Raw genomic sequence first — 26,454 nt, forward strand, 5'->3', positions numbered from 1 at the left:
CGGATTGAATCAGTCGTCCTTACTCTCGGCAAAAACCATCTCGGCTGCCAGTTCGACCGTGCGGCTGAAATGGGTGAGCGATTGAAGGAAGACCTCACGCGGGATCCCCTCGCCCGTTACGATGTCCCACGAGACTGTAGGATCGCCGTCCTCATTGAGCCGCACCGAAGCAAAGCGCAGCCGCTGGCTGATCGCCAAGGCTTCTTCGCGTGTCCACGGCTTGTCCCGGTCAAAGCCCGCAGACAATTGGAGCGAGTCGCAATTGTCGTTGGTCGTTTCGTCGCAGCCGTAGAAATAGACCTCCAAGGCCAGCCCCTCGACCTCGGTCTTGATCAACGGATCGCCGATCCCGTCTTCGGTCAGCTCGACGTCATATCCCGCATTCATCATCACAATGGCGAGCTCTGCGGGATTGCCGGCGCTGACCGTCTCGATCTCGTTCTGCGCAGCTGCGGGCGCTGCAATGCCGAGGGCGAGCGTCAATAAGATCATGCAGACACGCTGCATAGAGACGCCTAGCCCTTGCCCTTGGTCTTGGTCGCGCCGGCCTTGGCCTTTGCTTCTATGAACTGGATGATCTGGCCAGCGACATCCTTGCCGGTTGCCTTCTCGATGCCCTCAAGTCCGGGGGAAGAATTGACTTCCATGATCACCGGACCGTGATTGGAGCGCAGCATGTCCACGCCGCAAACGTTGAGCCCCATTCGGTGCGCGGCACGCACCGCGGTTGAGCGTTCCTCCGGCGTGATCTTGATCACCTCCGCGCTGCCGCCGCGGTGGAGGTTGGAACGGAAGTCATCGGCCGCGCCGGTGCGTTTCATCGCCGCGACGACCTTTCCGCCGACTACCAAAGCGCGGATATCGGTGCCGCCCGCTTCCTTGATGAATTCCTGCACCAGAATATTGACGTTGGCGCCGCGAAACGCCTCAATCACGGACTTCGCGCTCGACATGGTTTCGGCAAGCACAACCCCGATCCCCTGCGTCCCTTCGAGCAGTTTGATCACGACCGGCGGGCCATTGACGGCCTTGATAATCTCTTCGGCCTGCTTGGGATCGTTGGCATAGGCGGTCAGCGGCAGACCCAGCCCGTGCTTGGCGAGGATTTGCATGCTGCGTAATTTGTCGCGGCTGCGCCCGATTGCGACGCTTTCATTGAGCGGCCACACCCCGCCCATTTCAAACTGGCGAAGCACTGCAAGGCCGTAATTGGTAATCGAAGCCCCGATGCGCGGGATCACCGCATCATAGCCGCGCACGGTCTCACCATTATAACTCACCGTCGGGCGGTGGCTGGCAATATGGACGGTGCAGCGCAGCGTGTTGAGAATGTCGAACTGGTGCCCCCGTTCTTCGGCGGCCTCTTTCAGCCGCTTGTGCGAATAGAGGTTCGCGTTTCGCGCCATCATCGCAATTTTCATTATCGGGGAGCTCCTTTCGGGCCAGGTGATTGCAGCCACGAGCGCCCGCTATCGACCACGAAGCGGCGCCGCAACGCTGTTCTTCCTATCAGCATCGGAAACTTCATGTCGGACCGGTCGGCCAATGAGAATTCGGCACGGAATTCCACATTGCCAATGCGCAATGGCGTTTTGATGACAAAGCGGCTTTGTGTTTCCCCATTAGAGCTTGTTATTCCGCGCTTGTCGACCTGAACCGCCTCCCCTTCATGCGCGATATCGTCCCAATCGACCGCAAAGCGCACAAACGGCTTACCCTCGCGCTCGAATTCCTCAAGCACGCGGGCGTGGAGCGAGGATGTGCGCGCGCCGGTGTCGATCTTGGCCGGAATGCCGGTGAGTGCGATTCCGGGCAGATCGACCAGCTCGCGCCAGCCTACGACCTTAAGCGGCTCGCGCGCCTTAATTGCCAAAGAAGTCCTCCACCGGATCAAAGATCGCCATGCCGTCGCCTCCGTCTCCGGTAGGCAGGCGGCGCAGCACTTCGCCGCTTGCGTAATCGACCTCGGCAATCGTGTCGCTCGCGGTTTCGGCAACATAGATGCGGCTGCCATCGTCCGACCACAGGATCGTCACCTGAAAGCGCTCTTCGGCCTCTTCGGGGCTGGAGACAGCGATGGAGCGGACCACTTCCCCGCTGGCAAGGTCGATCACCGTAAGCCCGCCATCAGCAAGGTCAGAGGTGATCGCAACATCGTCTTGCGGTCTGACCAGCAGGCGCAACGGGAAACGGCCCGTATCAACCGTCTTGCGCACTTCCATCGTGGTTGGATCAAGCTCGAACGCCTGATTGGAACCGCGCGCCGACACCCACAGCGCATTGTGATCGGGTGCAAGCGAAATGCCTTCCGGCTCCTCACCCACAGTGACCGAAACCGGAGCAGCTCCGCCTGAAAGATCGATCCGCGTGACAGTGCGCGAGCCGAGATCGGTGGTCCATGCGGCGCTGCCATCCGGTGCGACTGCGAGCATGTGGCTGCCACGTTGTCCGGTTGGAAATTCGGTCAACTCCGGTTTGCCGTCTTCTCCCGATGTGATCCGGAAGATCGACTGGCGCCCCTCGGCAGTGGCGTAGATCACGCCGCTCTCTGCCCAGACAATGCCATGCGGACGGGCATTCGTTCCCAGATCCACACTGGCAAGCCGTTCAAGACTATCGGTGGCGAAGACATCGACCGACGTCCCGCCATAACAGGCGACCGCAAGCATGTTGCCCTTGGGTGAGAGCGCCAGCTCATGCGGGTTTGCGCAAGTCGGAACCCGCGATGTCTCCTCGCCGCTTTCCAGATCGATCACTGACAATGAGTTACCGCGCTTGTTGGTGACAAACAGCGTCGGCGTAATCTCGGCGAAGTCGCGCTCACCCAATGGGGGGTAGTCAACATAGCCTTCGCCCGCATTGCCGGCCTGCTCGCCCGGAGCACAGGCCCCGAGCGAGAGAGCGCCAAGCGCTAGAGCCGCAAGCGGCGCAAAGGCAGCGCGGATCATCACCAACCGGCCTCGTGGCCCTCATTCTGCTCTTCGAGCCATTCCATCAGCGGAGCGAAATATTCGACCATCGCGGTGCCGTTCATCTGCCGCTCGCCAGTGAAGGCTTCGAGCGCGTCGGGCCACGGCACCGAAGCGCCGAGTTCGAGCATCGCGTTGAGGTTCTCGCCCACTTCCTCGTTGCCGTAGAACGAGCAGCGGTGCAGCGGCCCTTCCCATCCGGCCTGATCGCAGGCCGCCTTGTAGAATTGGAACTGGAGCAACCGCGCGAGGAAGTAGCGGGTGTAGCTGACATTGCCCGGAACGTGATATTTCGCGCCCGGATCGAAGCCATCTGCGGGACGCTCTACCGGCGGCGTGATACCCTGATACTCAAGCCGCAAATCGGTCCATGCCGAGTTGTAATCCTCCGGCGCGACTGATCCGTCGAACAGGCTCCAGCGATAGCGGTCAACCAGCAGACCGAATGGCAGGAACGCAACCTTGTCCATCGCCTGACGCAGCAACAGGCCGATATCCTTGTCTTCGCTCGGCACCTGGCTCTCTTCGAGCATGCCGATCTGGACGAGATATTCGGGCGTGATCGACAGCGCGATCATGTCACCGATAGCCTCGTGGAACCCGTCATTCGCGCCGGTCAGGTAGAGGAAATCCTGATTGTTATAGGCGCGCTGGTAATAATTGTGGCCCAGCTCGTGGTGGATCGTGATGAAGTCATCGGCATTGGGGCGGATGCACATCTTGATGCGTAGATCGTCGATATTGTCGATGTTCCATGCAGAGGCGTGGCAGACCACTTCGCGGTCGGCAGGCTTCACAAACTGGCTGCGCTCCCAGAACGTATCTGGCAGCGGTTCAAAGCCGAGCGAGGAGAAGAACTGCTCACCCACGCGGGTCATTTCAACCGCATCCAGCTCGCGCTCGGTGATCAGATCGGTGAGGTCATAGCCGATATCGCCAGCACCTTCGGGAGCGACGAGCGGGTAGATATTGCCCCATTCCTGCGCCCACATATTGCCCAGCAGATCGGCGCGGATCGGACCGGTCGCTGACTGCACTTCGTCGCCATAATGCTCGTTCAGCTTGCGGCGGACATAGGTGTGAAGCGCGACATAGAGCGGCTTGACCTCTTGCCACATCCGCTCGGTTTCGGCGGCGAATTCTTCGGGCGACATGTCGTAGCCGGAACGCCACATCGTGCCGAGATCGTCAAAGCCCAGCTCCTGCGCGCCTTCATTCGCGATGCCGACCATGCGGGTGTAATCCTCGCGCATCGGAGCGCCGACATTGTCGTGCCAACTCGCCCACATTTCGGCGAGTTCCTCGGGCGTGCGTTCCAGATTGCCCATCTCGGCTTCGATGTCCGAACCGTTGATTTCCTCGCCATTGAGCGTGCCGCGGCCCTGCCCGTATTGCGCGCCCAGATCGGTTGCGATTTGCGAGAGCTCTTCGGCAGCCCCATCGCGCGCAGGCGCAGGCAGGCCAACGCTGTAGCGCAGCATGTTGAGCTTGCGCGCCACATCGGGATCAAGTCCCTCGACTTCGGCATATTTCGCGGCCTCGGTCGCGAAGCCCACACCCATCAGAGTAAGCTCCGCGCCATATTGCGAGGCGAGCGTGTTGGAATCGTGGTTGATATTGGTCGCCTGCAACCACGACACATGGCCGAAGGTTACGGAGAATTCGGCATATTCCGCTTCGACCGCTGCAACGAAGTCGGCAGCGCCTTCAGGCGTAAGCGGGAATTGCGTCTCGGCGGAAGCTTCGGAAGCGCCGGCTTCCTCATGCGCTTCGGCAAAGGCGGGCGCACTGGCCGCGCAAAGCGAAATGGCGAGCGCTGCGGCCGAAGCCTTGAGCGACAGGTTGGTGAGTTTCATGGCAAGCGGATCCTCTCTCTTGCAGATAATTCTGGGCGGGTTTCTGGACCGCTACGCTGCGCTTATCAAGCCGCTCTCGACGAAAACCGATCCATGACCGGACCGATCACGAAAAAGACCATAACCATCTGTAGCTTTGCTGCACCTATGCTGCGCAGCAAAGCGTTGGAATTCCAACAATAATGGTCAGATTCTTGGCGAAGTCATTCGCCGTCCAGAAAGGCCACAATCGCCTCGCCCAATTCGGGTTTGGTCACGCTGTTTAGATGCCCGCCCGGCACTTCGTAGTAGGTCGCATTGGGGAGCAGATCGGTTAGGTCTTGCGCAGAGCCATTGTCCTGATCCTCGTCGCCGCAAATCACGCCGGTTGGCATGGTGATATTGGCAAGGCCCGCGAGGTCAAAATTGCCCATTGCGTCGAGCAGCAGCCGCGCACCCACGCGGTCCACCCCTTGCGACTTCAGAAAGGTGCGCGCGACATAGGCGGGGTCGCCGGGCTTGATCGTGTCGAACTCGTCGATCACCCGCTTGAAGTGTCCCGCGCGCCGCTCCCATTCAGCAAGGCCCGCAACGCCCATCCCGCAAATCGCGAGCTTGCGCGGAAACAGCACATGGTTTGCCACAGCATGGATCGAGGTGCGCGCACCCAGCGAGAAGCCGACAAGGTCATACTCGCCCTCGCCCAGCCCCAGATGCTCGATCAAAGCCGCTGCATCGCGCACCAGCACGCCTTCAGGGTAGGCGGAGGGATCATGCGGCGCCTCGCTGTCGCCATGGACACGAAAGTCGAGCATGATCGCTTCGTAGCCCGCTGCGGCGAGGCGTTCGTGGTGGCCCCACTTGGTCCAGTTCATAAAGGCGCTGGAAAACAGGCCGTGAAGCAGGACAACCGGCGAGCCCTCTCCGGCGCGGTGAACCGCGAGGCGCGTGCCGTCGAAACTCTGGAAATATTCAACCGCCACGCTTCACCAGCCCCTTTTGCTCCATACGCCACTGCGCCATTTCGACGCGGTCCTGTCCGAAGAAGGGTTCGCCTTCAAAGACCAGAGTTGGCACGCCCCAATGGCCTGCTGCTTCGAGCGCCTGCTGGTTCGCCTCGATCTCTGCGTCGAGTGCGCCCGCATCGGAGTTCACCTCGGCATCAAGTTCGGTAAGGTCGAGTCCGGCACGCGCGGCGGCCCCGGCAAGGTGATCGCCCTCGTGCCACCCATCGACTTCGCCGGAAAAGATGATCCGGGAGACTTCATAGGCAAAGTCCATCCCTTTGCCCCGCCGCGAAGCCGCTTGTCCGAGCCGGACGGTCCGGCGGATCAGCGGTTGGTCTTTGGCGATCTTGCGCGTCTCAAGGTCCTGAACGACCGGATCAGGCCTCGGCCAGCGGATCGGGATGCCCAGATGCTCGCCCGCGCGCATCGAATCCATAAAGATATAGCGCGGCGCAGCGGGATTGCCGGTGAACAATATGTCGGGATCGCGTATCGCAATTGGCCAAACCGGGCGCAGCGCGATCTCAAGATCATATTCGCGCGCCATTTCGCGATAGCGCCCGATGGCGAGATAGGAATAGGGCGAGCGGAAGCTGAAGAACAGATCGGCTTTAAGTGTCATCGCGCTGATATCCCTATCTGAAAAACTCTACCGAAAGAAACACTGCGTCCCGGCATAGAGCGTTGACACTGCGTCGCCTTCGACGAAGCCTGCAATCTGGCCGGAGATCACAAACTCCTCGCCCAGAGTGCTGTCAGCGATTGGAGAATAGCCCGGCAAAGCCTCCAGCTGGTCGCGCGGCATTTCCAGTGCAACATCGGCGCTAACCGCGATGTCTGGCGAAGCCTCCTGCACGAACCAACCGACCAGAATGCCGTCCTGGAAATTCACCGTCAGGCCGTCCGCATAGGAAGCGCTGTTCATCGGCCCTGCCCCGCATTCTTCCATCTCGGCGGTTTGCGAGGGCGCGCCTAGCACGCGGGTTAAGGCGGTTTCGACCTCGGCCTGACCGGCGGCGAAGAAGAAGCTTTCCGCTCCCGCAGTCAGCCCGTCCGCGCGCAGCGAAACCTGTCCTTCATCAACCGGCGCGGCGACCTCGCCTTCGAGCCGTTCGGCGGGTGAAGGCACGTCATTGCTGTCACACGCGGCGAGCAGCATCGCCGTGATCGCTAAGGCCAGTGCGCGCATTGTCCCTACCCCTTTTTCAGGTGCCGCCGTCCGAGCAGCTCTGCGATTTGCACCGCGTTGAGCGCTGCGCCTTTGCGCAGATTGTCGGAGACACACCACAGCGTCAGGCCGTTTTCGACCGTCGGGTCTTCGCGCACGCGACTGATGTAAGTTGCGCTGTCGCCTGCGGCTTCGACCGGCGTGATATAGCCTTCGTCCTCGCGCTTATCGACCAGCATGATGCCGGGCGCCTCGCGCAAGATGTCCTGTGCCTGCTCGGCCGAAAGCTCGTTTTCGAACTCGATGTTCACCGCTTCGGAATGGCCAACAAAGACCGGCACGCGCACGCAGGTCGCGTTGAGCTTGATCTTGGGGTCGAGGATCTTCTTGGTCTCGACCATCATCTTCCACTCTTCCTTGGTCGATCCATCGTCGAGGAAGACGTCGATATGCGGGATCACGTTGAATGCGATCTGCTTGGTGAAGGTGCTCGGCGCAACCGGATCGCCGACAAAGATCGCGCGGCTCTGTTCGAACAGCTCGTCCATGCCCGCTTTGCCCGCGCCGGAAACCGACTGGTAGGTCGAGACCACAACGCGCTTGATCGTCGCGGCGTCGTGGAGCGGCTTCAAAGCCACCACCAGCTGCGCGGTCGAGCAATTGGGGTTGGCGATGATGTTGCGCTTGGAATAGCCGTCAATCGCGTCAGGGTTCACCTCGGGCACGATCAGCGGCACATCCGGCTCCATCCGGTAGAGCGAGGAATTGTCGATCACCACGCAGCCTGCAGCGGCGGCCTTGGGCGCGTATTCCTTTGCCGGACCGGAGCCTGCGGCGAACAGGGCAATGTCCCATCCGTTCCAGTCGAAATGCTCGATATTGCGGCATTTGAGCATCTTGCCGGTGTCGCCGAATTCAACCTCGGTCCCGTGGCTGCGCGAGCTTGCGACCGCTGCGACTTCGTCACACGGAAACTCGCGCTCGGCGAGAACCTGCATCACTTCGCGCCCGACATTTCCGGTCGCCCCAACAATGGCTACACGATAGCCCAATTCACATTCTCCATATCTTAACTGTTTGCACCCCTCGCTGGCCTGACTAGCGTGCGCTGGCAAGGGGAAAGACGTGAGCTTCACTACACAGGAATGGCGCGCGAAGGCCAAGTATTTTGGCTTTATGGGGCACCAGATTGCCTATTGGACCGGCGGCGATGCGGATGCGAAGCCGCTGCTGCTGGTCCACGGCTATCCGACTTGCGCGTGGGATTGGGCGTCTGTGTGGGAGGTTTTGGGCGCAAAGCACCGGCTGATTGCCTGCGACATGCTGGGATTCGGGCTGTCGGACAAGCCCAGATCAGGATATTCGATCCACTTGCAGACTGACGTGCAAGAGGCGCTGCTCGCGCATCTGGGCATCGGGGAATTTGACGCGCTCGTGCATGATTACGGCGTATCGGTGGGGCAGGAATTGATTGCGCGCCAGCAGGAGGGGTCTAGTGCGGAGAGCCTCGGCCAGATGGTGTTCCTCAATGGCGGTATCTTCCCGGCACAGCACCGTCCGGTGACGATGCAGAAGATCGGGGTGTCGCCCATCGGATTTTTGCTGGGCTGGCTGATGAACCGTGAGAGGTTTGGCACCAGCTTCTCCCAAGTCTTCGGCCCTGACACCAAGCCGTCAGAGGCGGAGCTGGATGCGTTCTGGAGCTTCATCGCGCACAATGGCGGCAAGCGGATCATGCACAAGCTGCTGCACTACATCGCCGACCGGCGCACTCATCAGCAGCGGTGGGAGGCGGCGCTGGTGGGCGCCGAGGCGAAGATCGGCCTGATCAACGGCGCACTCGATCCGGTGTCGGGCAAGCACGCTTACGATATGTGGCGCGAAGTGGTGCCCGATGCGCGGCACCACCTCATCCCCACTATCGGCCACTACCCTCAGGTCGAGGCTCCCGAAGAGGTCGCAGCCATGGCATTGGAGTGGCTCGCCGGGTGATTACTCCGGAGGCGTAACCCCGTGGCTCTCCAGAAACCGGAAGATCGAATTCCACATATGCGGTGAAATCTGCTCTCCCGAAACGCGGTGGGTGTAGCCGGGATAGAGCATCATCTCGAACGGCACATTGTTCTCTTGCAGCACCGAAATCAGTTCCGAGGAGTTTTCGAATACCACATTGTCATCCGCCATCCCGTGGATCAGCAGCAGCGGATCGCTCATCTTGGTGGCATCGGGGATCGCGCTGGCTGTCTCGTAAGCCTCGGGAACCTCACGCGGATCGCCCATGAAACGCTCGGTGTAATGCGTGTCATAAAGCCCCCAGCGCGTAACCGGAGCGCCTGAGATACCGGCTGCATAAAGGCCCGGATCGGCCTGCAACTGCTTCAGCGTCATATAGCCGCCATAGGACCAGCCATAGATCGCGATCTTGTCGGCATCGACGAAATCGAGCGTCTGGAGGAACTCGGCACCGGTGCGCTGATCGACGACTTCAACCCCGCCCATTGCTCGGTAGAGCGGCTGTTCAAAGTCCACTCCGCGATGGGCCGTGCCGCGATTGTCGAGCACGAAGTAGATGTAGCCGCGATCAACCACCGCCTGCGCGAGCGCTCCGCCCCAGCCGTGATCGACCAGCTGCGGACCCGGCCCGGAATAGTGATAATAGAACACCGGATATTGCTTGCCCGGCTCCATCTCCGGCTTGAGCATCATGTAATGAAGATCGGTCCCGTCCTCGGCGGCAATCGTGCCAAACTCCGGCTCGACATGGCTGGCGAGGAACGGCGCATAGGGATGGTCTGCGTCGAGCGCGTTTTGCTCGACCCAGGTGATGCGGTTGCCCTGTGCGTCGGCTAGATAGCTTTGCGTCGGCTGGTTGGTCGAGGAGCGGCTGATGAGGAGCGTCTGCCCCTTGCCGTCCATGCTCGCGGAATTGGTGAAAGCCGGATCGGTGAGCCGCTCTGCTCCCGCATCGCCGTAGAGGCTGGCGGAAAAGACCTGCTCGGTCCGCACGCCTTCAACGGCGCGGTAGAAGAACTGGCCTTCGTCTTCGTTGACGCCGACCAGCGCGGTTGCAGGTTCGGCAAGGCTGGTGAGCTGCTGCCACTCGCTCCCGTTGAAACGATAGAAATTGCCGTAACCATCGCGCTCGGACCACCACAGCAGGCTGCCGTCACGCAGAAAGCAGTAATTGTCGGAGAGGTTGATCCAGTATTCCTCGCGAGCCGCGGTCTCGGTGAACCAGATATCGCTTTCACCCGTCGCCGGATCGACGCGCAGCATGTCGAGTACGGTCTGCTGGCGGTTCTGGCGCTGGACGTAGATATTGCCGTCCGGCCCCCAGTCGACGCGGGCGATATAGATGTCGGTTTCCTCGCCAAGATCGACCTTCACCTGGTTCCCACCATCGGGGTCCATCACGTAAAGCTCGACAATCGCATTGTCGCTGCCCGCCACCGGATAACGCTGGTCGAATACCCGCGTACCGGTCGCTCCGATAGCTGCGCGGGTGACGATGCCAACGGGGCTTTCGTCAGTGCGCTGGACGACAAGGCGCGTATCATCGCGGTTCCACCAATAGCCGGTGAGCCTGCCCATTTCCTCTTGCGCGACAAATTCCGCCTCGCCCCAGCGGATCGTGTCATCCTCGCGCGGCGTGATCGGAGAGGCCTGCCCGCCAACTTCCCCGACCCACAACTGCCGGTCGCGCACGAAGGAGACGTAGCCGGAGCGCGGGCTAAGCGAGGGGTTGAGCTCGCTCTCCTCGGTATCGGTGAGGCGCTGCACCTCGCCATCGAGACGCGCGAAATAGAGGTCACCGTCGAGCGGCACCAACACCCCGCTCGCATCGCTCGCCCATTGGTACGAGATGATGCCGGAAAGCCCGCCCACACGCGCACGCTCGCGCTGCATCTTTTCATCTTCGCTCAGCTCGCGGCCCGAACCGATGGCTTCACTATCCACCAGCATGCGCCATTCGCGCGTTTCCAGATCAAAACCCCATAGATCATAGCGCGAGCGATTATCCTCGCGGTTGCGCAGCAGGGTGAGGTAACGTCCATCGGGCGAGAACTTGGCGGCGCGCGGTGCCGGACCGTTGAGTGACGGCGAGGCGAAGACGCGCTCGAATGTCAGCTCGGGTGCTTCTTCGGTCATCGTGCGGTCGTCTGCGATGGCTGGAGTGACAGCAAGCGCAAGTGCAGCAGCCAGAATTGAAATACGCATGTCAAGGATCGCCCCATCTTCTCGTCATTGCGAGCCACCAACGGTGGCGCGGCAATCCAGTCCCGGAGCTGGATTGCTTCGTCGCTACGCTCCTCGCAATGACGAATAGGAAACGCAAGCCCCAACGAAAAAGGGCGGCCCGCAATGGACCGCCCTTTCGAATTCGCTGTTGCGAGACTTACGCCTTAGGCGCGTTCTCGCGGCGTTCGGCGATACGCGCACGCTTACCGGTGCGGCCGCGCAGATAGTACAGCTTCGCACGGCGCACCACGCCGCGGCGGACCACGGTGATGCTGTCGACGATCGGCGAGTAGAGCGGGAACACACGTTCCACACCTTCGCCAAAGCTGATTTTGCGAACGGTGAAATTGGAGTTGATGCTGCGGTTGGAGCGCGCAATCACAACGCCTTCGAAGTTCTGCACACGCTCGCGCGTGCCTTCGATCACCTTCACGCCGACGCGAACGGTGTCGCCCGCACGGAATTCGGGAATCTCTTTTTCGATCTTGCCGATTTCTTCGGCTTCGATTTGCTGGATCAGGTTCACTGGTCCGTATCCTTATTTTTTCGCCGCGCGCCAGAGGCAGACTGGTCCCGAACGCCCTCATGACGTTCCCAAAGGTCCGGTCTGCGTAACCGAGTGTGATCCTCTGACATGGCTTTACGCCAAGCAGCGATCTTCGCATGATCCCCCGATCGCAGCACTTCGGGGATCGTGCGCCCTTCCCATGTCTGAGGTCGGGTATATTGCGGATATTCGAGGAGGCCGTTTTCGAAGCTCTCTTCAACACCGCTATCGGGCGCGCCCATTACGCCGGGCAGCAGGCGAATGCAAGCATCAAGTATGGTCAGCGCCGCGACTTCTCCGCCCGACAGGACGATATCGGCAAGGCTGACCTGCTCGATCTGCGGGCGAGCCTCGAACAGCCGCTCGTCAAAGCCCTCGAAGCGCCCGCAAATGAGCGTGACGCCGGGGCCGTGCGATATCTCGCGAATGCGCGCCTGCGTGATCGGTTTTCCGCGCGGGGTCATGGCAAGGATTGGCGCGCTTGGCTGCGTGGCAATCGCATGATCCACAGCCGCACCCATGATATCGGCCTTGAGCACCATGCCCGCCCCGCCGCCAGCGGGCGTGTCGTCAACGGTGCGGTGCTTGTCCGAAGCAAAGTCGCGCGGGTTCACAGTCGCGCACGACCATTCTCCCCGCTCAAGCGCCTTGCCTGCCAGCGACGCGCCAAGCGGGCCGGGAAACATCTCGGGGTAGAGCGTGAGGATGGTGGCGGCGAAGGTCATTTGAGATCACTCAACGACTCAATGAGGACGCGCTCTTCAGACATTCGGAATTTCGTTGCGCAAAACCATGCGATAGCGAAGCCGACTGCAGCAGTGCCCAAAAGCAAGGCATAGCCTTCGGGCTCAAAGCGGGTGACGCCAAGAATGATACCGACAAACGAGGCACCGGACGCAACAGAAATTGCGATGTAAAGCATCATGAAAATGAGCAACGGAACCGCAGCAGAAATTAGGAACGAAACGCTATTCACACCGAGCCGCCGATAAGTCCGTGCCGCGACAATCCATGTCACAAAACTACAAAACCCGAACCACGCCCCAAAAATGGCAAACGGTAACAAGGGCTCCCACCAAGGTCGCGGGTGACTAGTATAGCCAAACTCGTTTCTTGGGGCTTCGGCTGCTGCGGCAAACAACGCAGATGAGTAAACGGTTAACAGTCCCAATTCACCCCATCCTTGCTTCGCGTATTGAAATAGAGAGCGGCACTTTGCGCTTATTCCTCCCCGCCATCAATGCGCCAAGCGGCCAGGGAAACATCTCGGAGTAGAGCTGGAGGATGGTTGGCAGGATCATGAAAAAACTTGCATCTCGGAACCTTGCGCCTTTCTCGCCTTGCGTTTCAGCAATGCGATCCTCGCCCATGCTGTGAGCGCGCTTCCCACCACCATAGCAAACAAGATTGCCCATGCCTGCCAACGGGCATCCATGAAACGCTCAAAAATCTTGGTCGGGGGAACATCGTCCCAGAACGTAAAGGTCAACGCGATCAAGACGAAATACAGGATGGCTGGAATCATTGCTGTAATGAGCACAGCTTTCCAGTTTGCGCCCGTTATTCTGGCAATTCGGGCCGTAGCAAACAATGATACGAGCACGGCGAGCGCGACAAAAATACCACCGACCAAGATCGCTGCGGATTGCATCTCTTGCTCACGCCGAGCATTGACCTCACTAACCTGAGCCATGATCTCTTCGATCTCTTGAGCGGTCGGGTTTTCCGTTCTAGGGATTGGGGGGTTTTCGGACTGGGCGCTCATCCCCAATTCACCCCATCCTTGCTCCGCGTATCGACCGTCAGATTAAACACATCAGGCCGCGAATAATGCCCGTCTGTGTCCAAGCTCGCCAGCCCTTGTCCGATTTCACTCAGGTCGAGTTCGGCGTGCAAAATCTCCTCACCCTCACCGGCCTGCGCGACCACGCGCGCATCGGGGGCGATCACCATCGAGCCGCCGCGGTTGAGCACCTCGCCTTCGATCGCGTTGAACAGTGCCAGCGCGTCGGCATCGCCGCCCACGCGCTCAAGCCCGTCGAACAGGTCGTCGCGGTGCTGCACTAGCCCAGCGGCGAGCACAAAACACCGCCCCTCCATCGCGTAGTGGCGTGAGGCGAGCGCGTATTCCTCGCGCACGGTTGGCCATGCGGCGACATGCACGCTCTCGCCCAGATTGTGCATCGCTGCGCGCGCGAGCGGCATCCAGTGTTCCCAGCAGATGAGATTACCAGCCCGGCCCCATTCGGCCTGATGCACACCCAATGTCGAGCCATCGCCGCGCATCCAGATCAGCCGCTCGCCGTGCGTCGGCACCAGCTTGCGGTGGTCGAGCGGCGGCTCGCCCGGTCGGAACAGCAGCTGGTTGTTGTAGAGGCTCTGGCGCAAACGCTCATGCGCACCGATGGAGATGCACGCCCCGCTTTCATCGCACAGTTCCTGCAAGGGCAGCAGGCGCTCGTCACCCGGCACGATGGCCTGACCCAGCATAATCCGGTGGCAGGCCTTGGTCCCCGGATGGTCCCAAAGCGCCGCGCCCGGAGCCTCATCAAGCCACAGCGGATAGCCGCCCAGAAATGTCTCGCCAAACGCCACAAACTGCGCGCCGCTTTCGATAGCTTCGCGTGCAAGGCGGACGGCCTTCTCGATCCCTCCGGTAAAGTCGAGCGGGATAGGAGCGGCTTGGCAAATGGCTACATTCAGTCTCGTCATGCCAACCGCTTTAGCGTCTGGATCACCCCCCGCAACCGCTAGCGCATTGCCGCGATTGCCGGGACATCCTTCAGAAGATCACTCCCACCAGCACCGCGATCACCACGCCCAATGCGAACCAGCCAATCGCGCCGAGGACCGCAAAGCGGCGGTCGAGGACCATGACATCCTCCGGATTGACGCGGAATGACTTGGGGTCTTTGCCAAAGCGGCGCTTGGCATCGGGCCAGATATCGGGCGGAGGAGCCTCGCCGAACGCGTCCTCATACGAGGCTAGCGTGGCGGCGTATTGATCGTAGAACCGCTCGCGTTCGACGGTGCCGCCCTTGGTCGGGCCGTGATGCAGGTCCGCGCCGAGGATGTCGGGGCAGAAATGCTCCCAATATTCGCGGCTATAGGTGAGGTGGAGGTGCCAGACCTGATCGACCGCATCGGACGGCGTGACCTCGTGGCCTGCGGTAACGGCGAGATAGCAGAAGCGCCTATATTCGTGGATGACCTTGGCGGTATGCGCCGCGTCCCAGCGGTTCTCGCGCGCAAGGCGATCGGGAAAGGACAGCTTCACCGCATCCGGGCCGGGGGAATAGGCCTCCAGACGTTGCCATAGTTCAGTGGGCCAAATATCGGATTGCGAAGCGGTCATGCCGCTATTGGTCGGCGAAATCCTTCGAAATCACAAGTCGCGTTTCGTCCCAGCTCAAGACCGCAGCCTTGGTCATGGGGACCATGATGCTCTTCATGCCCTTGGCTGGCACGGGGTCGAGCACGATTTCGATGATGTCGGTTGCGCCGAAATTCTGGACAGCTGTGACGCGGCCTACACCCTCGCCGGCATCGGTTTCGACGGTCAGGCCAATCAGGTCGGCGTGGTAATATTCGTCCTCGCCCAGTTCGGGCAGAGTGTCGCGCGAAATGGCGAGCACCGTGCCGCGCAGCTTTTCGGCAGCACCTCGCCCCTCAACTCCGGCAAAGCGCGCAATCGCGCCGCCCTTGTTGTCAGAGCGGATCTTGGTGAGGGTAAGCGTGGACCCGTCCTGGGCCCCGTCCCTGCCTGTAACAAAGCTCTTGTGCTGGCGGAGCGCCTCCAGGCCCTCCCCCAGCAATTTGAGCCGGACTTCGCCCGCCACGCCATGCGCGCCGGTGATGGCGGCCAATTCCACCATCCCCTGCGCGGTCTGCTTGGCGGGCGAGTCCGTCAAAGCCCTGGGCCTCAGCCTTCGGCCTTTTCTTCGCCAGCATCGTCAGCAGGCGCTTCTTCGGCAGCTGCTTCTTCAGCGGGTGCTTCTTCAGCAGCAGCTTCTTCGGCCGGTGCTTCTTCAGCCGGAGCTTCTTCTGCGGGTGCTTCTTCAGCGGGTGCTTCAGCAGCAGCTTTGGCTTCTTCTTCCGCAGCCTTTGCAGCTTCTTCGGCTTCCTTGGCCTTTTCGGCCTTCTCTTCAGCGCGCTCGGTCGCTTTCTCGCCCGGCTTCGCCTTGTTCGGGTTGCTGCGTGCAGGACGCTCCATGATGCCGGCAGCGTCGAGGAAACGCAGAACGCGGTCCGACGGAGTCGCGCCCACGCCGAGCCAGTATTTTGCACGGTCTTCGTTGAGCTTCACGCGCTCGGGCGAATCCTTGGCGAGCAGCGGGTTATAGGTGCCGATCTGCTCGAGATACTTACCGTCACGCGGTGCGCGCGAGTCGGATACGACGATGCGGTAGTAAGGACGCTTCTTAGCGCCACCGCGCGAAAGCCGGATTGCAACTGCCATTGTAGATTACCTTTCGAGTTTAACTTATATCTATCTGAATTTGTGAATTATTTCTTCTTCGGACCGCCTAGGCCAGGGAGACCGGGAGGCATGCCGCCGCCCATTCCTCCACCAGGTCCGCCAAGGCCGGGAAGACCCCCGCCCATTCCGCCGCCGGCACCAAACATCGAGGCAAGGCCCTTGAGCCCGCCCATCTTGCGAAGCTGCTTCATCGCGCGGCCCATTTCCTGATGCATCTTGAGCAGCTTGTTGACCGACTGGACATCGGTGCCGCTGCCTGCTGCGACGCGCTTCTTGCGCTTGGCGTTCATCAGATTGGGGTTGGTGCGTTCCTTGGCCGTCATCGATCCGATGATCGCGTCCATATGGACCAACACCTTGTCATCCATATTGGACGCCGCCATCGCCTGTTTGGCCTTCTTCATGCCCGGCATCATGCCTGCGAGCATTCCAAGACCGCCCATGTTCTGCATCTGCTTTAGCTGCATGCGCAGATCGTTGAGGTCGAATTTGCCCTTCTCGAAATTCTCGGCGAGCTTGGCCGCTTCCTCTTCCTTGATCGACGAAGCCGCCTTTTCGACAAGGCTGACCACGTCGCCCATGCCAAGGATGCGGTCGGCAACCGAGGCGGGACGGAAGGTTTCGATTGCGTCGAGCTTCTCGCCGGTACCGGCAAACTTGATCGGTTTGCCCGTGACCGCGCGCATCGACAACGCCGCACCGCCGCGCGCGTCGCCGTCCATACGGGTAAGCACCACGCCGGTAAGCGGGACTTCATCGGTGAAGCTCTGCGCGACATTCACCGCGTCCTGACCGGTGAGGGCATCGACCACCAGCAGCACTTCAGTCGGGGCCGAAACCTGCGAAACGGCCTTCATCTCGGCCATCAGCGCTTCGTCGACATGCAGACGGCCTGCGGTATCGAGCAGCAGCACGTCGAAATTCTGCAAACGCGCCGATTCCATCGCGCGCCGCGCAATGTCGACCGGCTGCTGGCCTGCAACAATCGGCAGGGTCGCGATATCGACCTGTTCGCCGAGCACCGCGAGCTGTTCCTGCGCCGCCGGGCGATTGACGTCGAGAGAGGCCATCATGGCCTTCTTGCCGTGCTTCTCGCGGATCAGCTTGCCGAGCTTGGCGGTGGTGGTGGTCTTACCCGAGCCTTGCAGACCGACCATCATGATGACGACCGGCGGCTTGGCTTCGAGGATTAACCCCTCGCCCAGCATCGCCTCTTCGTCGGAGGCTTCGCCGCTCTCGCCGCCCGAAAGCACCGAGATCAGCTCGTCATGGACGATCTTGATAACTTGCTGGCCCGGCGAGACCGCTTTGAGCACGTCCTGCCCGATGGCCTTTTCGGTCACCGCATCGATGAAGCGGCGAGCTACAGGGAGCGCAACGTCGGCTTCGAGCAATGCCACGCGCACTTCGCGCATTGCATCGCGGACATCCTGCTCTTTAAGCGCTCCGCGCCCCTTGAGCTTGTCGAAGACCCCGCCAAGGCGGTCGGACAAATTGTCAAACATCGTCTTCCATCTCCAAGCTCAGGCACGACCGCCTGAATAAAACGCGAAAAACGCCGGCGGACGAAACCTCGTCGGCCAGCGTTGCGGATGTGCCTTGGGGCAAACCCGACTGATTTGGTTCGATGGTGGAGCCTAGCGGGATCGAACCGCTGACCTCAACACTGCCAGTGTTGCGCTCTCCCAGCTGAGCTAAGGCCCCCCAAAATTAATTGGTTTCATCGATTTTGGCTTCATCAAAGATAAAGCCGTTGCCTTGCTTTCGCAAGGACGGCGCCGATTAAGACCAGCGCCTGAACAAATCAACCACTTTTCGCCAACTCGCAAAAACAAGCGGGATCCCGGATCAAGTCCGGGATGACGAAAGTTGGTCAAAACAGTCGCTCATGCGACTGCAAGGGCGACTGCCCGCCCGCAGGCGCCCGTAGCGCAGCGGAGGAACAGCGCCGAGGGCGCACCCGCACAGGCGGGTGCGCCATCAATCAATCAAATATCGGCTTCGTCGTCGTCGCCTTTGCCCTTGGTCACGCCAAGGTCATCGTCGCCGCCAAGGTCAACATCGTTGTCGGGCGAATCATCATCGTCGTCGATGTTTTCGATGTCTTTCAGATCATCGTCATCATCGTCGCCGCCAAGATCGCTGTCGGCTGCGCCGTCTTTCTTCTTGTCAGCCTCTTCCAGCGGGATCGGCTGCTTCGACTTGAGCACGGGTTCCGGATCCCATTCCTCGGCGCATTCGATGCAGGTGACAGGGTCATCCTTGCCGAGATCGTAGAAGCGGGTTCCGCATTTGGGGCAGGTACGCTTGGTACCCCATTCTGGCTTCGCCATTCGTAAATCCTTAGGTCAACACGCCTGTATTGCAGACGCTGATAGGTCGGTAATCTGTGGGACCGGACGCCCATTGATTCAAGGGAGCGATTCTAGAGGCCCGTCCGAAGTCGCGGCGCCTTGCCAGATGGGGGAGGCGCTGTCAAAGACCGCCGCTGAAATGCCTATTCAAACATTCACATCATCGCGCGCGCTGACAGGCCGCATCCGCGTTCCCGGCGACAAGTCGATCAGCCACCGCGCGCTGATGTTTGCAGGGCTTGCTGTGGGCACGAGCCGCATTTCCGGACTTCTGGAAGGCGAAGACGTGCTGGCAAGCGCCGCGGCCATGCGCCAGCTCGGCGCGCAGGTGGAGCGCGAAGCTGATGGGACATGGGTCGTGAACGGCGCGGGGCTCGGCAGTCTGCTGGAACCCAAGCAAGCGCTCGACATGGGCAATTCGGGCACTTCGACGCGGCTGATGATGGGCCTGCTCGCCAGCCACAGCATCACCGCGACCTTCACCGGCGATGCGAGCCTTTCGGGCCGCCCGATGAACCGGGTGATCGAACCGCTCAGCCAGATGGGCGCGAGTTTCGAAGCATCGAGCGGGGGCACCCTGCCCTGTATGCTGCGCGGCGTTTCGCCTGCTGTGCCGATCACCTACCGCCTGCCGGTCGCCAGCGCACAGGTTAAGAGCGCAGTCCTGCTCGCGGGGCTCAACACGCCGGGTATCACGCGGGTGATCGAGCCGGTTGCGACCCGCGACCACACCGAGCGGATGCTCACCGGCTTTGGCGCGACCGTCGAAGTCAGCGAAGAAAGCGGAGAGCGCGTGATCTCCATCCACGGCGAGGCTGACCTCAAGCCGATGGATGTTGTCGTGCCCGGTGACCCCTCCTCCGCAGCCTTCTTCCTCGTCGCAGCCAGCATTGTGCCGGGCAGCGATCTGGTGGTTGAGAATGTCGGCCTCAACCCGACCCGCGCCGGGATTGTCCACGCCCTGCGCCAGATGGGCGCGGATATCGAAGAGCTTTTCCCGCGCGAAGTTGGCGGAGAGCCGGTGGCCGATCTGCGAGTGCGCCACGCCCCGCTCAAAGGCGCAGAAATCGACCCCGCCATCGTTCCCAGCATGGTGGACGAATTCCCCGTCCTCTTCGTCGCGGCTGCCGTGGCCGAGGGCACAACGGTAACAACCGGCCTCGAAGAATTGCGCGTGAAGGAAAGCGACCGTCTCTCGACCATGGCCGACGCGCTCAAACTTGCGGGCGCGCATGTGGCCGAGCATGAAGACGGCCTCACCATCATCGGCACGGGCGGAGAACCTCTGAGGGGCACGCAGGACGGAGCTAAGGTCGTAACCAAGCTCGACCACAGGATCGCGATGGCGATGGCAGTGGCTGGCCTTGCGAGCCGCGACGGCGTTGCCATCGATGACACCGCGCCGATCGCGACCAGCTTTCCCGACTTCACCGACCTGCTCGAACGCGCTAGTTCCTGAGCGACCCAGCCACTTCTCACCTGCGGAGCCTATCCATGACCCGACGCCCGATTGCCGCCATGCTGCTGTTCCTGGCCGCCTGTTCCAGCGCCGCGCAGGCTGCAACATACGAGATGTTCCGCGATCCCTATTGCGGCTGCTGCGGATTATGGGCCGATCATGTGCGCGATGAAAGCGAGGTCGCGGTCAAGGAAACCGTTACTGAAGACATGGCGCGCATAAAGCAGGAACACCGAATTCCGCAGGACCTGTGGGGCTGTCACACCATGATCGTCGATGGCTATATCATCGAAGGCCATGTCCCCGCCGAACAGATCGAGCGACTGCTTGCCGAGCGGCCCGAGGGCGTGCGCGGGATTGCGGTTGCGGGTATGCCTATAGGCTCCCCCGGCATGGAAATGGGGGAGCGCAAACAGCCCTATCAGGTGATCGCATTCGGCGATGAAGGCCGCTTCGTCTTTGCGTCTTACGATTGAGCCGGAACCTGCCGAGCCATGGATAGCGCCATCGACATCTACTCGAACATCGGTTTTGTCGGCACCGCCTGCATTATTGCCGCCTATGCCTATTTGACCTGGGTCAATGATCCCAACCCCTATATCCTCCACGGCACCAATCTCGCCGGAGCGGCGCTTCTAACCATCAGCCTGCTGGTCCACACCAACTGGCCCAGCCTCGTGCTCGAAGGGTTCTGGGCAGCGATTGCGATATTCGGGCTGGTGAAGGCGCTGCGGATGCGCGCGGCAAAGCCGGAGGAAAGTGCATGATCATCGCCGTTGATGGCCCCACTGCCTCAGGCAAAGGTACAATTGCCAAGCGGCTTGCCGCGCATCTGGGGGTGCCCTGCCTCGACACCGGATTGCTCTACCGCGCGGTGGGGCGGCAGGTGGCGATCAATAATGGCGATCCCGACGATCCCGCCGATGCGCTTGCGGCCTGCGACTTTCCCGATGAGCTGATGGACGATCCGGTCCTGCGCAGCGAGGAAGTGGGCGGGCTGGCGAGCCGTGTCTCTATCCATCCCGGCGTGCGCAAGGCCTTGTTCGATCGTCAGCGCGCCTTTGCCGAGCAGCCCGGCGGAGCTGTGCTGGACGGGCGCGATATCGGCACGGTGATTGCGCCGGATGCCGACATAAAGCTCTACATCACAGCCAGCGTGCAGGAACGCGCACGGCGGCGCTGGATGGAAATGGCAGATCGCGAGATCGAAATCCCGCTGATCGAGATCGAGCGCGACGTCGTGGCCCGCGATGCGCGCGATATCGGCCGCAAGGACGCGCCGCTAAGGGCGGCGGACGACGCCCATATCATCGACACGACCGAAATGGACCGTGAAGCGGCGTTCGAAGCGGTGCTGGAAAAGGTCGAGCAGGCGCTCAAGCAGGATTAGGCAAAAAGACAGGATTAGGCAAAAAGAGAAGCGCTTTAGCTTCCCCAATCGTTGCCGTCTTCGCTGCCCCAACTGCCGGACGAGGACCCATTGGTCGCCGCATCGCTGGCGGCGCGTGCCTCGCGGCTCATCTCGTCCAGATTGTCGATAGCGACCGCGCTGGTGCGGCGCAGGACCATGTCGGCATCGACCGGCCTGTCATAGAGCACCGCGATCACAAATTCGTCGATCTGCATTTCGTTGATCTGCGCGACCGTTTCATCAATCGCGCCCGAACGGTCGGTGCAATCGGGGGTAACGCGGGTCCATTCATCATCGATGGCTTCGACCAAAGCGTTGCAATTGGCGGGCTTCATCCCGTTGGTGCTTGAGGTCAGGCGCACCCGCACCTTGTCTCCGTTGACCGCGATGGAGCGGATCGTGCGCTTCTGGCTGCCGATATAATCAAACTCGCGCTCTGCATCAGCAAGCTTGGCGATCACCGCATCTTTGGGCATCAGATAGCTGTTCGGCCCATGTCCGCCGCAAGCGGTAGTGATGGAAGCCGCGCCGATCAGCAGCGCGGTCGCGGCGGTGCGCTTTGTAAAGATGGTCACTGTCGATAGTCCCCGTTCTGAATGATTGACCCCGGAATTTCGCAAAAGGCGATAGCCGCGAAGGGGTTAGAAAACGGTTAGGGCGATGGCCGGCGGCGCAATTCGCGCTTTCCTACAGGCGGCAAGTTGCGCCATCGTGGCGGAATGATCGCACCGCTTTCTCCGCCGCTGACAACTCGCCTGATTGCAGGCTGCTGGAGGGCAAAATTGCAAAGGTTACACTTCGCGTGCGCCCGACCTCCCCGCAGCGGCGGAATTGCGCGGCTTTCAGGGAGCAACAGAGTTTTTCAAAAACCCCACTTGCGCGGTCCATCTCTCAGCGGTTTCGCGCGGCACGCCTCACCCCAAATCGCTTGCCTTCGCCGCCTCGATGTCCTAGGCGCGCGCCCGTCTGCCAATCACTCGCTGGTTGCGCGGACCTTCGCTTGCGCATTCGGCCTGGCGGAGACGTCGGCCTCTTGCCCTGCTAGCCCGCACAATGGTGTGAGGGAGGCAGATTAAGACCCCGGAAAGAGCGAAGACTCCAAACCGGTGGCCGGTAGCAAACAGTAAACGGGAAACCCCAACCTATGGCATCTTCTGCCAACCCAACGCGCGACGATTTCGAAGCGCTTCTTAACGAACAGCTCGGCGGCGCCGGCGAAGACGGCTTTGAAGGCCGCGTCGTCAAAGGCACCGTGACCGCGATCGAAGCCGGTCATGCTGTGATCGATGTAGGCCTCAAAAGCGAAGGCCGCATCAACCTCAAGGAATTCGCCCGCAGTGAAGACGATCACGGCCTGTCGGTCGGTGATGAAGTCGAAGTCTATGTCGACCGCGTCGAAAACGCTGATGGCGAAGCGATGCTCAGCCGCGACCGCGCCCGCCGCGAAGCCGCCTGGGACAAGCTCGAAAGCGAATTTGGCGAAAGCGCCCGCGTTGAAGGCCGCATCTTCGGCCGCGTCAAAGGCGGCTTCACTGTCGACCTCGACGGCGCCGTTGCCTTCCTGCCCGGCAGCCAGGTCGACATTCGCCCCGTGCGCGACGTCACTCCGCTGATGGAAGTGCCGCAGCCCTTCCAGATCCTCAAGATGGATCGCCGCCGCGGCAACATCGTCGTCTCGCGCCGTGCGGTTCTCGAAGAGACCCGCGCCGAACAGCGCAGCGAACTCATCAACGATCTGGCTGAAGGTCAGGTCATCGAAGGCGTGGTCAAGAACATCACCGATTACGGTGCCTTCGTCGACCTGGGCGGTATCGACGGCCTGCTCCACGTCACCGACATGAGCTACAAGCGCGTCAACCACCCCAGCGAAGTGATCGCCATTGGCGACACCGTGAAGGTCCAGATCGTGCGCATCAACGCCGAAACACAGCGTATCTCGCTCGGCATGAAGCAGCTTGAAAGCGATCCATGGGATGGCGTGGCTGCGAAGTACCCGGTCGACATGAAGCTCACCGGTCAGGTCACCAACATCACCGAATATGGTGCATTCGTGGAACTCGAAGCGGGCATCGAAGGCCTGGTTCACGTCTCCGAAATGAGCTGGACCAAGAAGAACGTCCACCCGGGCAAGATCGTTTCGACTTCGCAGGAAGTCGAAGTCATGGTCCTCGAAGTCGACAGCGAAAAGCGCCGTATCTCGCTTGGCCTCAAGCAGGCTCAGCGCAATCCGTGGGACGAGTTCGCAGAGAAGTTCCCGGTTGGCGCCGAAGTCGAAGGCGAAGTCAAGAACGCCACCGAGTTTGGTCTGTTCATCGGCCTCGACGGCGATGTCGACGGCATGGTCCACATGTCGGATATCGCATGGGGCATCTCGGGCGAGGACGCATTGGCGCTCCACCGCAAGGGCGAGCAGGTCAAGGCTGTGGTTCTCGACGTCGATGTCGACAAGGAACGCATCAGCCTCGGCATGAAGCAGCTTGAAAAGGGTGCTCCGACCGAAGCTGGCGCAGCCGCAGCCGGTTCGCTGCGCAAGGGCGAAACGGTCACTGTCACCGTTCTCGAAGTGCGCGATGGCGGTCTCGAAGTGCAGGTCGGCGACGACGGCGCGACGGGCTTCATCAAGCGTTCGGATCTCGGCCGCGACCGCGACGAACAGCGTCCCGACCGTTTCCAGGTTGGTGCGAAGATCGACGCGATGGTCACCGGTTTCGACCGTTCGAAAAAGCCGAACTTCTCGATCAAGGCGCGTCAGATCGCCGAAGAGAAGGAAGCAGTGCAGCAGTTCGGTTCGTCCGACAGCGGCGCATCGCTCGGCGACATCCTGGGCGCAGCGCTCAAGAAGGGCGACGATTGATCTTGATGCGCCCTCAAGCGCCGGGCGCGGGCCGTCCGGCCCGCTTGGCTTCCGCGGCATAAGCCGCGACGGCCAGTCGGCCTTGCGACGCTAAAGCGTCGGAGGGGTGCCGCAGACGTTAGAAGAGGCTCGCTCTCCAAGTCGGAGGGCGGGCCTCTTCACTTTGAGGCTTGGTCGCGGAGCACGGGCGCGAAGCGACCGCAAGCCCGACCGGGCGCCCGCAGCGCCGAAGGCGCGAGGATAGCCAAGGCTGCGGACGCAGCCGCCGGCGCTTGAGGCCCAACAAGGACTCCGGGGCTTCTCTTTTGGGTTTCCTACTTCGCTTGAAGTGGTAGACTGCGACCATGCTTACAGTTCATCAATTCCCCTGCCTGTCCGACAATTACGGATTCCTGCTCCACAATTCGGTCTCTAACGAGACCGCTGCGATCGATACGCCCGATGCAAAGGAGTATCTGAAGCAGGCCGAGGCCAAGGGGTGGACCATCACCCATATCTGGAACACCCATTGGCACCCCGACCATGCAGGCGGGAACGCTGAGATCGTCGAAGCGACAGGCGCGCGGGTGCTGGCTCCTAAGGAAGTCGAGAAGCTCTCCCCCATCGACCGCGTGGTTTCGCATGGGGACACTGTCAATCTCGGTGAGCACCGCGCCGATGTGATCGACGTGTCGGGCCACACCAATGGCCACATCGCCTATCACGTTGTCGAAGAAGGCATCGCCTTTGTCGGAGACAGCGTGTTCGCGCTGGGCTGCGGCCGCATGTTCGAAGGCGAGCCGGAACAGTTCTGGCGCAGCCTTGAGCGGATCAAGCGTCTCTCGACCGCAACAGTGCTCTATTGCGCGCATGAATACACAGCTGCGAACGCGAAGTTCGCGCTCCATGCCGATCCCGACAATGAAGACCTCAAGGCCTATGCTGCCGAGATCGATGAGAAGCGCGCACGCGGCGAATGGACTGTCCCGACCGTGCTGAGCCGTGAGCTGGCCACCAACCCGTTCCTGCGCGCCGATGATCCGGCAATGCAGGCCAAATGGGGCGGCAACGCACCGCATGAGACCTTCGCCGCGCTTAGGGCCGCCAAGGACAATTTCTAGGCCTGTGCAGGCGCTTCGAGTTCTCAATCTGTCGGACGATCTATCCGGCACGCAGCTGGCGGAATTGCCGAAACCCGAGCGCGCGGCAGGCGAAGTTCTGGTGCAGGTCCGCGCGGCCTCGCTCAACTTCCCCGACCTGCTGATGACGCGGGGCAAATATCAGCTCGAACCCGAGCTGCCCTTCACCAGCGGGCTGGAACTGGCTGGCGAAGTGGTCGAGGTCGGCGCGGAAAGCGCGTTCAAGGTGGGCGACAAGGTGATCGGCGGCAACAAGACCGGAGCCTTTGCCGAATTCGCCGCTATCCCCGAGCGCGGGCTGTCGCCGCTCCCAAAGGGCATGTCGTTTGAAAAAGGCGCTGCGATGGGCGCTGCATACTCAACTGGCTATACGGGCCTCGTAGAGCTTGCGAACCTCAAGGAAGGCCAGTGGGTGCTGGTAACCGGCGCGAGCGGCGGGGTTGGCCTCGCCGCTATCGATCTGGCGAAGGCGATGGGCGCAAAGGTGATCGCCGGGACTGGCTGCCTGTCAAAGATCGACCAGATTCAGGCGCAGGCCAATCCTGACAAGGTGATCCTCACACAAGGGCAATTCCGCGAAGAGGTTTCGCAGATCACAGAAGGGCATCTGTGCGACATAGTGTTCGATCCCGTCGGCGGCGATGTGTTTGACGAGGCGACCCGCTGTGTGACCTTTTCAGGAAAGCTGGTCGTGGTCGGCTTCACCAGCGGCAGAATCGCCAATATCGCCACCAATATCCCGCTCATCAAAGGCTTCTCGATCGTGGGTTTGCGCGCGGGCGAGTATGCGCGGCGCTTCCCCGAGCGGGGCCGCGCGATCAACGCGGCAATCGCCAAGCTTGCCGAGGAGGGGTGCATTGATCCTCTGATCGACCGGACGCTGCCGCTATGGCGCTGGCACGAAGGGTTCAACGCGATGGCGAACCGCGAGCTGATCGGCAAAGTGGTGTTTGTGCCCGGCTGCTAGAAGCAGGAAGGGCGACCCTCGCGGACCGCCCTTCCCCTCTCCAAAC

General features: G+C 61.2%; 29 protein-coding genes and 1 tRNA gene. 8 read left to right on the forward strand and 22 right to left on the reverse strand.

The window, feature by feature from the left end:
- Positions 1-9 precede the first annotated feature (9 nt).
- The 9 genes from Q0887_RS05465 to Q0887_RS05505 all read right to left on the reverse strand — a co-directional run bounded on the left by Q0887_RS05465 (position 10) and on the right by Q0887_RS05505 (position 8,031).
- Positions 10-492, reverse strand: coding sequence for a YbjN domain-containing protein (locus tag Q0887_RS05465; protein ID WP_299193001.1), 483 nt, complete (start codon positions 490-492; stop codon positions 10-12).
- Positions 493-515: 23 nt separating this feature from the next.
- Complete coding sequence (gene rimK / locus Q0887_RS05470; RefSeq protein ID WP_299193003.1) at positions 516-1,421, reverse strand: 30S ribosomal protein S6--L-glutamate ligase; 906 nt, start codon at positions 1,419-1,421, stop codon at positions 516-518.
- Entirely contained in the window at positions 1,421-1,873 is a 453-nt protein-coding gene (locus tag Q0887_RS05475; RefSeq protein ID WP_363317639.1) for a RimK/LysX family protein, read from the reverse strand. The genes rimK and Q0887_RS05475 overlap by 1 nt, the downstream gene beginning before the upstream one ends.
- Positions 1,863-2,948: a YncE family protein gene (locus tag Q0887_RS05480; RefSeq protein ID WP_299193005.1), complete on the reverse strand. Its 1,086-nt coding sequence runs from the start codon at positions 2,946-2,948 to the stop codon at positions 1,863-1,865. Before Q0887_RS05480 ends, Q0887_RS05475 begins: the two co-directional genes overlap by 11 nt.
- A complete protein-coding gene (locus Q0887_RS05485) occupies positions 2,948-4,825 on the reverse strand; it encodes a M2 family metallopeptidase (protein ID WP_299193007.1) in 1,878 nt (625 codons plus the stop codon). The genes Q0887_RS05480 and Q0887_RS05485 overlap by 1 nt, the downstream gene beginning before the upstream one ends.
- 203 nt (positions 4,826-5,028) lie before the next feature.
- Complete coding sequence (locus Q0887_RS05490; RefSeq protein ID WP_299193009.1) at positions 5,029-5,787, reverse strand: alpha/beta fold hydrolase; 759 nt, start codon at positions 5,785-5,787, stop codon at positions 5,029-5,031.
- A complete protein-coding gene (locus tag Q0887_RS05495; protein WP_299193010.1) occupies positions 5,777-6,433 on the reverse strand; it encodes a DsbA family protein in 657 nt (218 codons plus the stop codon). The genes Q0887_RS05490 and Q0887_RS05495 overlap by 11 nt, the downstream gene beginning before the upstream one ends.
- 27 nt (positions 6,434-6,460) lie before the next feature.
- Positions 6,461-7,000 carry an aspartate-semialdehyde dehydrogenase gene (locus tag Q0887_RS05500; protein ID WP_299193011.1) on the reverse strand — a complete coding sequence of 180 codons (540 nt, stop codon included), beginning with the start codon at positions 6,998-7,000 and terminating at the stop codon, positions 6,461-6,463.
- Positions 7,001-7,005: 5 nt separating this feature from the next.
- Positions 7,006-8,031 carry an aspartate-semialdehyde dehydrogenase gene (locus Q0887_RS05505; protein WP_299193013.1) on the reverse strand — a complete coding sequence of 342 codons (1,026 nt, stop codon included), beginning with the start codon at positions 8,029-8,031 and terminating at the stop codon, positions 7,006-7,008.
- Positions 8,032-8,104: 73 nt separating this feature from the next.
- Between Q0887_RS05505 and Q0887_RS05510 the strand changes: the two genes are divergently transcribed.
- Entirely contained in the window at positions 8,105-8,971 is an 867-nt protein-coding gene (locus Q0887_RS05510) for an alpha/beta hydrolase (protein WP_299193014.1), read from the forward strand.
- On the opposite strand, the gene Q0887_RS05515 is transcribed toward Q0887_RS05510, so the two are convergent.
- The 12 genes from Q0887_RS05515 to Q0887_RS05570 form a co-directional block, all read right to left on the reverse strand.
- The gene (locus Q0887_RS05515) at positions 8,972-11,197 is read right to left on the reverse strand and encodes a DPP IV N-terminal domain-containing protein (RefSeq protein ID WP_299193016.1); all 2,226 of its coding nucleotides are present in this window, start codon (positions 11,195-11,197) and stop codon (positions 8,972-8,974) included. It abuts the gene before it with no gap.
- A gap of 178 nt (positions 11,198-11,375) precedes the next feature.
- Positions 11,376-11,744: a 50S ribosomal protein L19 gene (rplS, locus tag Q0887_RS05520; protein WP_299193018.1), complete on the reverse strand. Its 369-nt coding sequence runs from the start codon at positions 11,742-11,744 to the stop codon at positions 11,376-11,378.
- Positions 11,741-12,490, reverse strand: a complete 750-nt coding sequence (gene trmD, locus Q0887_RS05525) for a tRNA (guanosine(37)-N1)-methyltransferase TrmD (RefSeq protein WP_299193019.1) — start codon at positions 12,488-12,490, stop codon at positions 11,741-11,743. Before trmD ends, rplS begins: the two co-directional genes overlap by 4 nt.
- Positions 12,487-12,936, reverse strand: coding sequence for a hypothetical protein (locus Q0887_RS05530; RefSeq protein ID WP_299193021.1), 450 nt, complete (start codon positions 12,934-12,936; stop codon positions 12,487-12,489). The genes trmD and Q0887_RS05530 overlap by 4 nt, the downstream gene beginning before the upstream one ends.
- A 126-nt stretch (positions 12,937-13,062) precedes the next feature.
- Complete coding sequence (locus Q0887_RS05535) at positions 13,063-13,530, reverse strand: hypothetical protein (protein WP_299193023.1); 468 nt, start codon at positions 13,528-13,530, stop codon at positions 13,063-13,065.
- Positions 13,527-14,477, reverse strand: coding sequence for a carbon-nitrogen hydrolase family protein (locus Q0887_RS05540; RefSeq protein ID WP_299193025.1), 951 nt, complete (start codon positions 14,475-14,477; stop codon positions 13,527-13,529). Before Q0887_RS05540 ends, Q0887_RS05535 begins: the two co-directional genes overlap by 4 nt.
- 70 nt (positions 14,478-14,547) lie before the next feature.
- A complete protein-coding gene (locus Q0887_RS05545) occupies positions 14,548-15,120 on the reverse strand; it encodes a hypothetical protein (protein ID WP_299193027.1) in 573 nt (190 codons plus the stop codon).
- A 4-nt stretch (positions 15,121-15,124) separates the two neighbouring features.
- The gene (rimM, locus tag Q0887_RS05550; protein ID WP_299195245.1) at positions 15,125-15,640 is read right to left on the reverse strand and encodes a ribosome maturation factor RimM; all 516 of its coding nucleotides are present in this window, start codon (positions 15,638-15,640) and stop codon (positions 15,125-15,127) included.
- A gap of 47 nt (positions 15,641-15,687) precedes the next feature.
- The gene (gene rpsP, locus Q0887_RS05555; RefSeq protein ID WP_299193028.1) at positions 15,688-16,224 is read right to left on the reverse strand and encodes a 30S ribosomal protein S16; all 537 of its coding nucleotides are present in this window, start codon (positions 16,222-16,224) and stop codon (positions 15,688-15,690) included.
- A 47-nt stretch (positions 16,225-16,271) separates the two neighbouring features.
- Entirely contained in the window at positions 16,272-17,750 is a 1,479-nt protein-coding gene (gene ffh, locus Q0887_RS05560; RefSeq protein WP_299193030.1) for a signal recognition particle protein, read from the reverse strand.
- Between the two features lie 123 nt (positions 17,751-17,873).
- A tRNA-Ala gene (locus tag Q0887_RS05565) sits at positions 17,874-17,949 on the reverse strand.
- A gap of 284 nt (positions 17,950-18,233) precedes the next feature.
- A complete protein-coding gene (locus Q0887_RS05570; protein ID WP_299193032.1) occupies positions 18,234-18,578 on the reverse strand; it encodes an FYDLN acid domain-containing protein in 345 nt (114 codons plus the stop codon).
- Positions 18,579-18,738: 160 nt separating this feature from the next.
- On the opposite strand from Q0887_RS05570, the gene aroA reads away from it, so the two are divergent.
- The 4 genes from aroA to Q0887_RS05590 are packed head-to-tail and all read left to right on the forward strand — an operon-like array spanning position 18,739 to position 21,448.
- On the forward strand, positions 18,739-20,058 hold the full coding sequence (gene aroA / locus Q0887_RS05575) for a 3-phosphoshikimate 1-carboxyvinyltransferase (RefSeq protein WP_299193034.1): 1,320 nt from the start codon (positions 18,739-18,741) through the stop codon (positions 20,056-20,058).
- Between the two features lie 35 nt (positions 20,059-20,093).
- A complete protein-coding gene (locus Q0887_RS05580; protein WP_299193035.1) occupies positions 20,094-20,534 on the forward strand; it encodes a DUF411 domain-containing protein in 441 nt (146 codons plus the stop codon).
- A gap of 18 nt (positions 20,535-20,552) precedes the next feature.
- Complete coding sequence (locus Q0887_RS05585; RefSeq protein WP_299193036.1) at positions 20,553-20,825, forward strand: permease; 273 nt, start codon at positions 20,553-20,555, stop codon at positions 20,823-20,825.
- Positions 20,822-21,448 (forward strand): d(CMP) kinase, encoded by a 627-nt coding sequence (locus Q0887_RS05590; protein WP_299193037.1) that lies wholly within the window; start codon positions 20,822-20,824, stop codon positions 21,446-21,448. Before Q0887_RS05585 ends, Q0887_RS05590 begins: the two co-directional genes overlap by 4 nt.
- Before the next feature lie 35 nt (positions 21,449-21,483).
- Here the strand turns inward: Q0887_RS05590 and Q0887_RS05595 are convergent, their stop codons facing one another.
- Positions 21,484-22,044, reverse strand: coding sequence for a hypothetical protein (locus Q0887_RS05595; protein ID WP_299193038.1), 561 nt, complete (start codon positions 22,042-22,044; stop codon positions 21,484-21,486).
- Between the two features lie 569 nt (positions 22,045-22,613).
- Between Q0887_RS05595 and rpsA the strand changes: the two genes are divergently transcribed.
- From rpsA to Q0887_RS05610, 3 genes are all read left to right on the forward strand, one after another.
- A complete protein-coding gene (rpsA, locus tag Q0887_RS05600) occupies positions 22,614-24,323 on the forward strand; it encodes a 30S ribosomal protein S1 (protein ID WP_299193040.1) in 1,710 nt (569 codons plus the stop codon).
- Between the two features lie 344 nt (positions 24,324-24,667).
- Entirely contained in the window at positions 24,668-25,423 is a 756-nt protein-coding gene (gloB, locus tag Q0887_RS05605) for a hydroxyacylglutathione hydrolase (protein WP_299193042.1), read from the forward strand.
- A 4-nt stretch (positions 25,424-25,427) separates the two neighbouring features.
- A complete protein-coding gene (locus Q0887_RS05610; RefSeq protein ID WP_299193044.1) occupies positions 25,428-26,408 on the forward strand; it encodes an NADPH:quinone oxidoreductase family protein in 981 nt (326 codons plus the stop codon).
- The last annotated feature ends 46 nt before the right edge of the window (positions 26,409-26,454 follow it).

Source organism: uncultured Erythrobacter sp., assembly GCF_947492365.1.
Lineage (GTDB): Bacteria > Pseudomonadota > Alphaproteobacteria > Sphingomonadales > Sphingomonadaceae > Erythrobacter.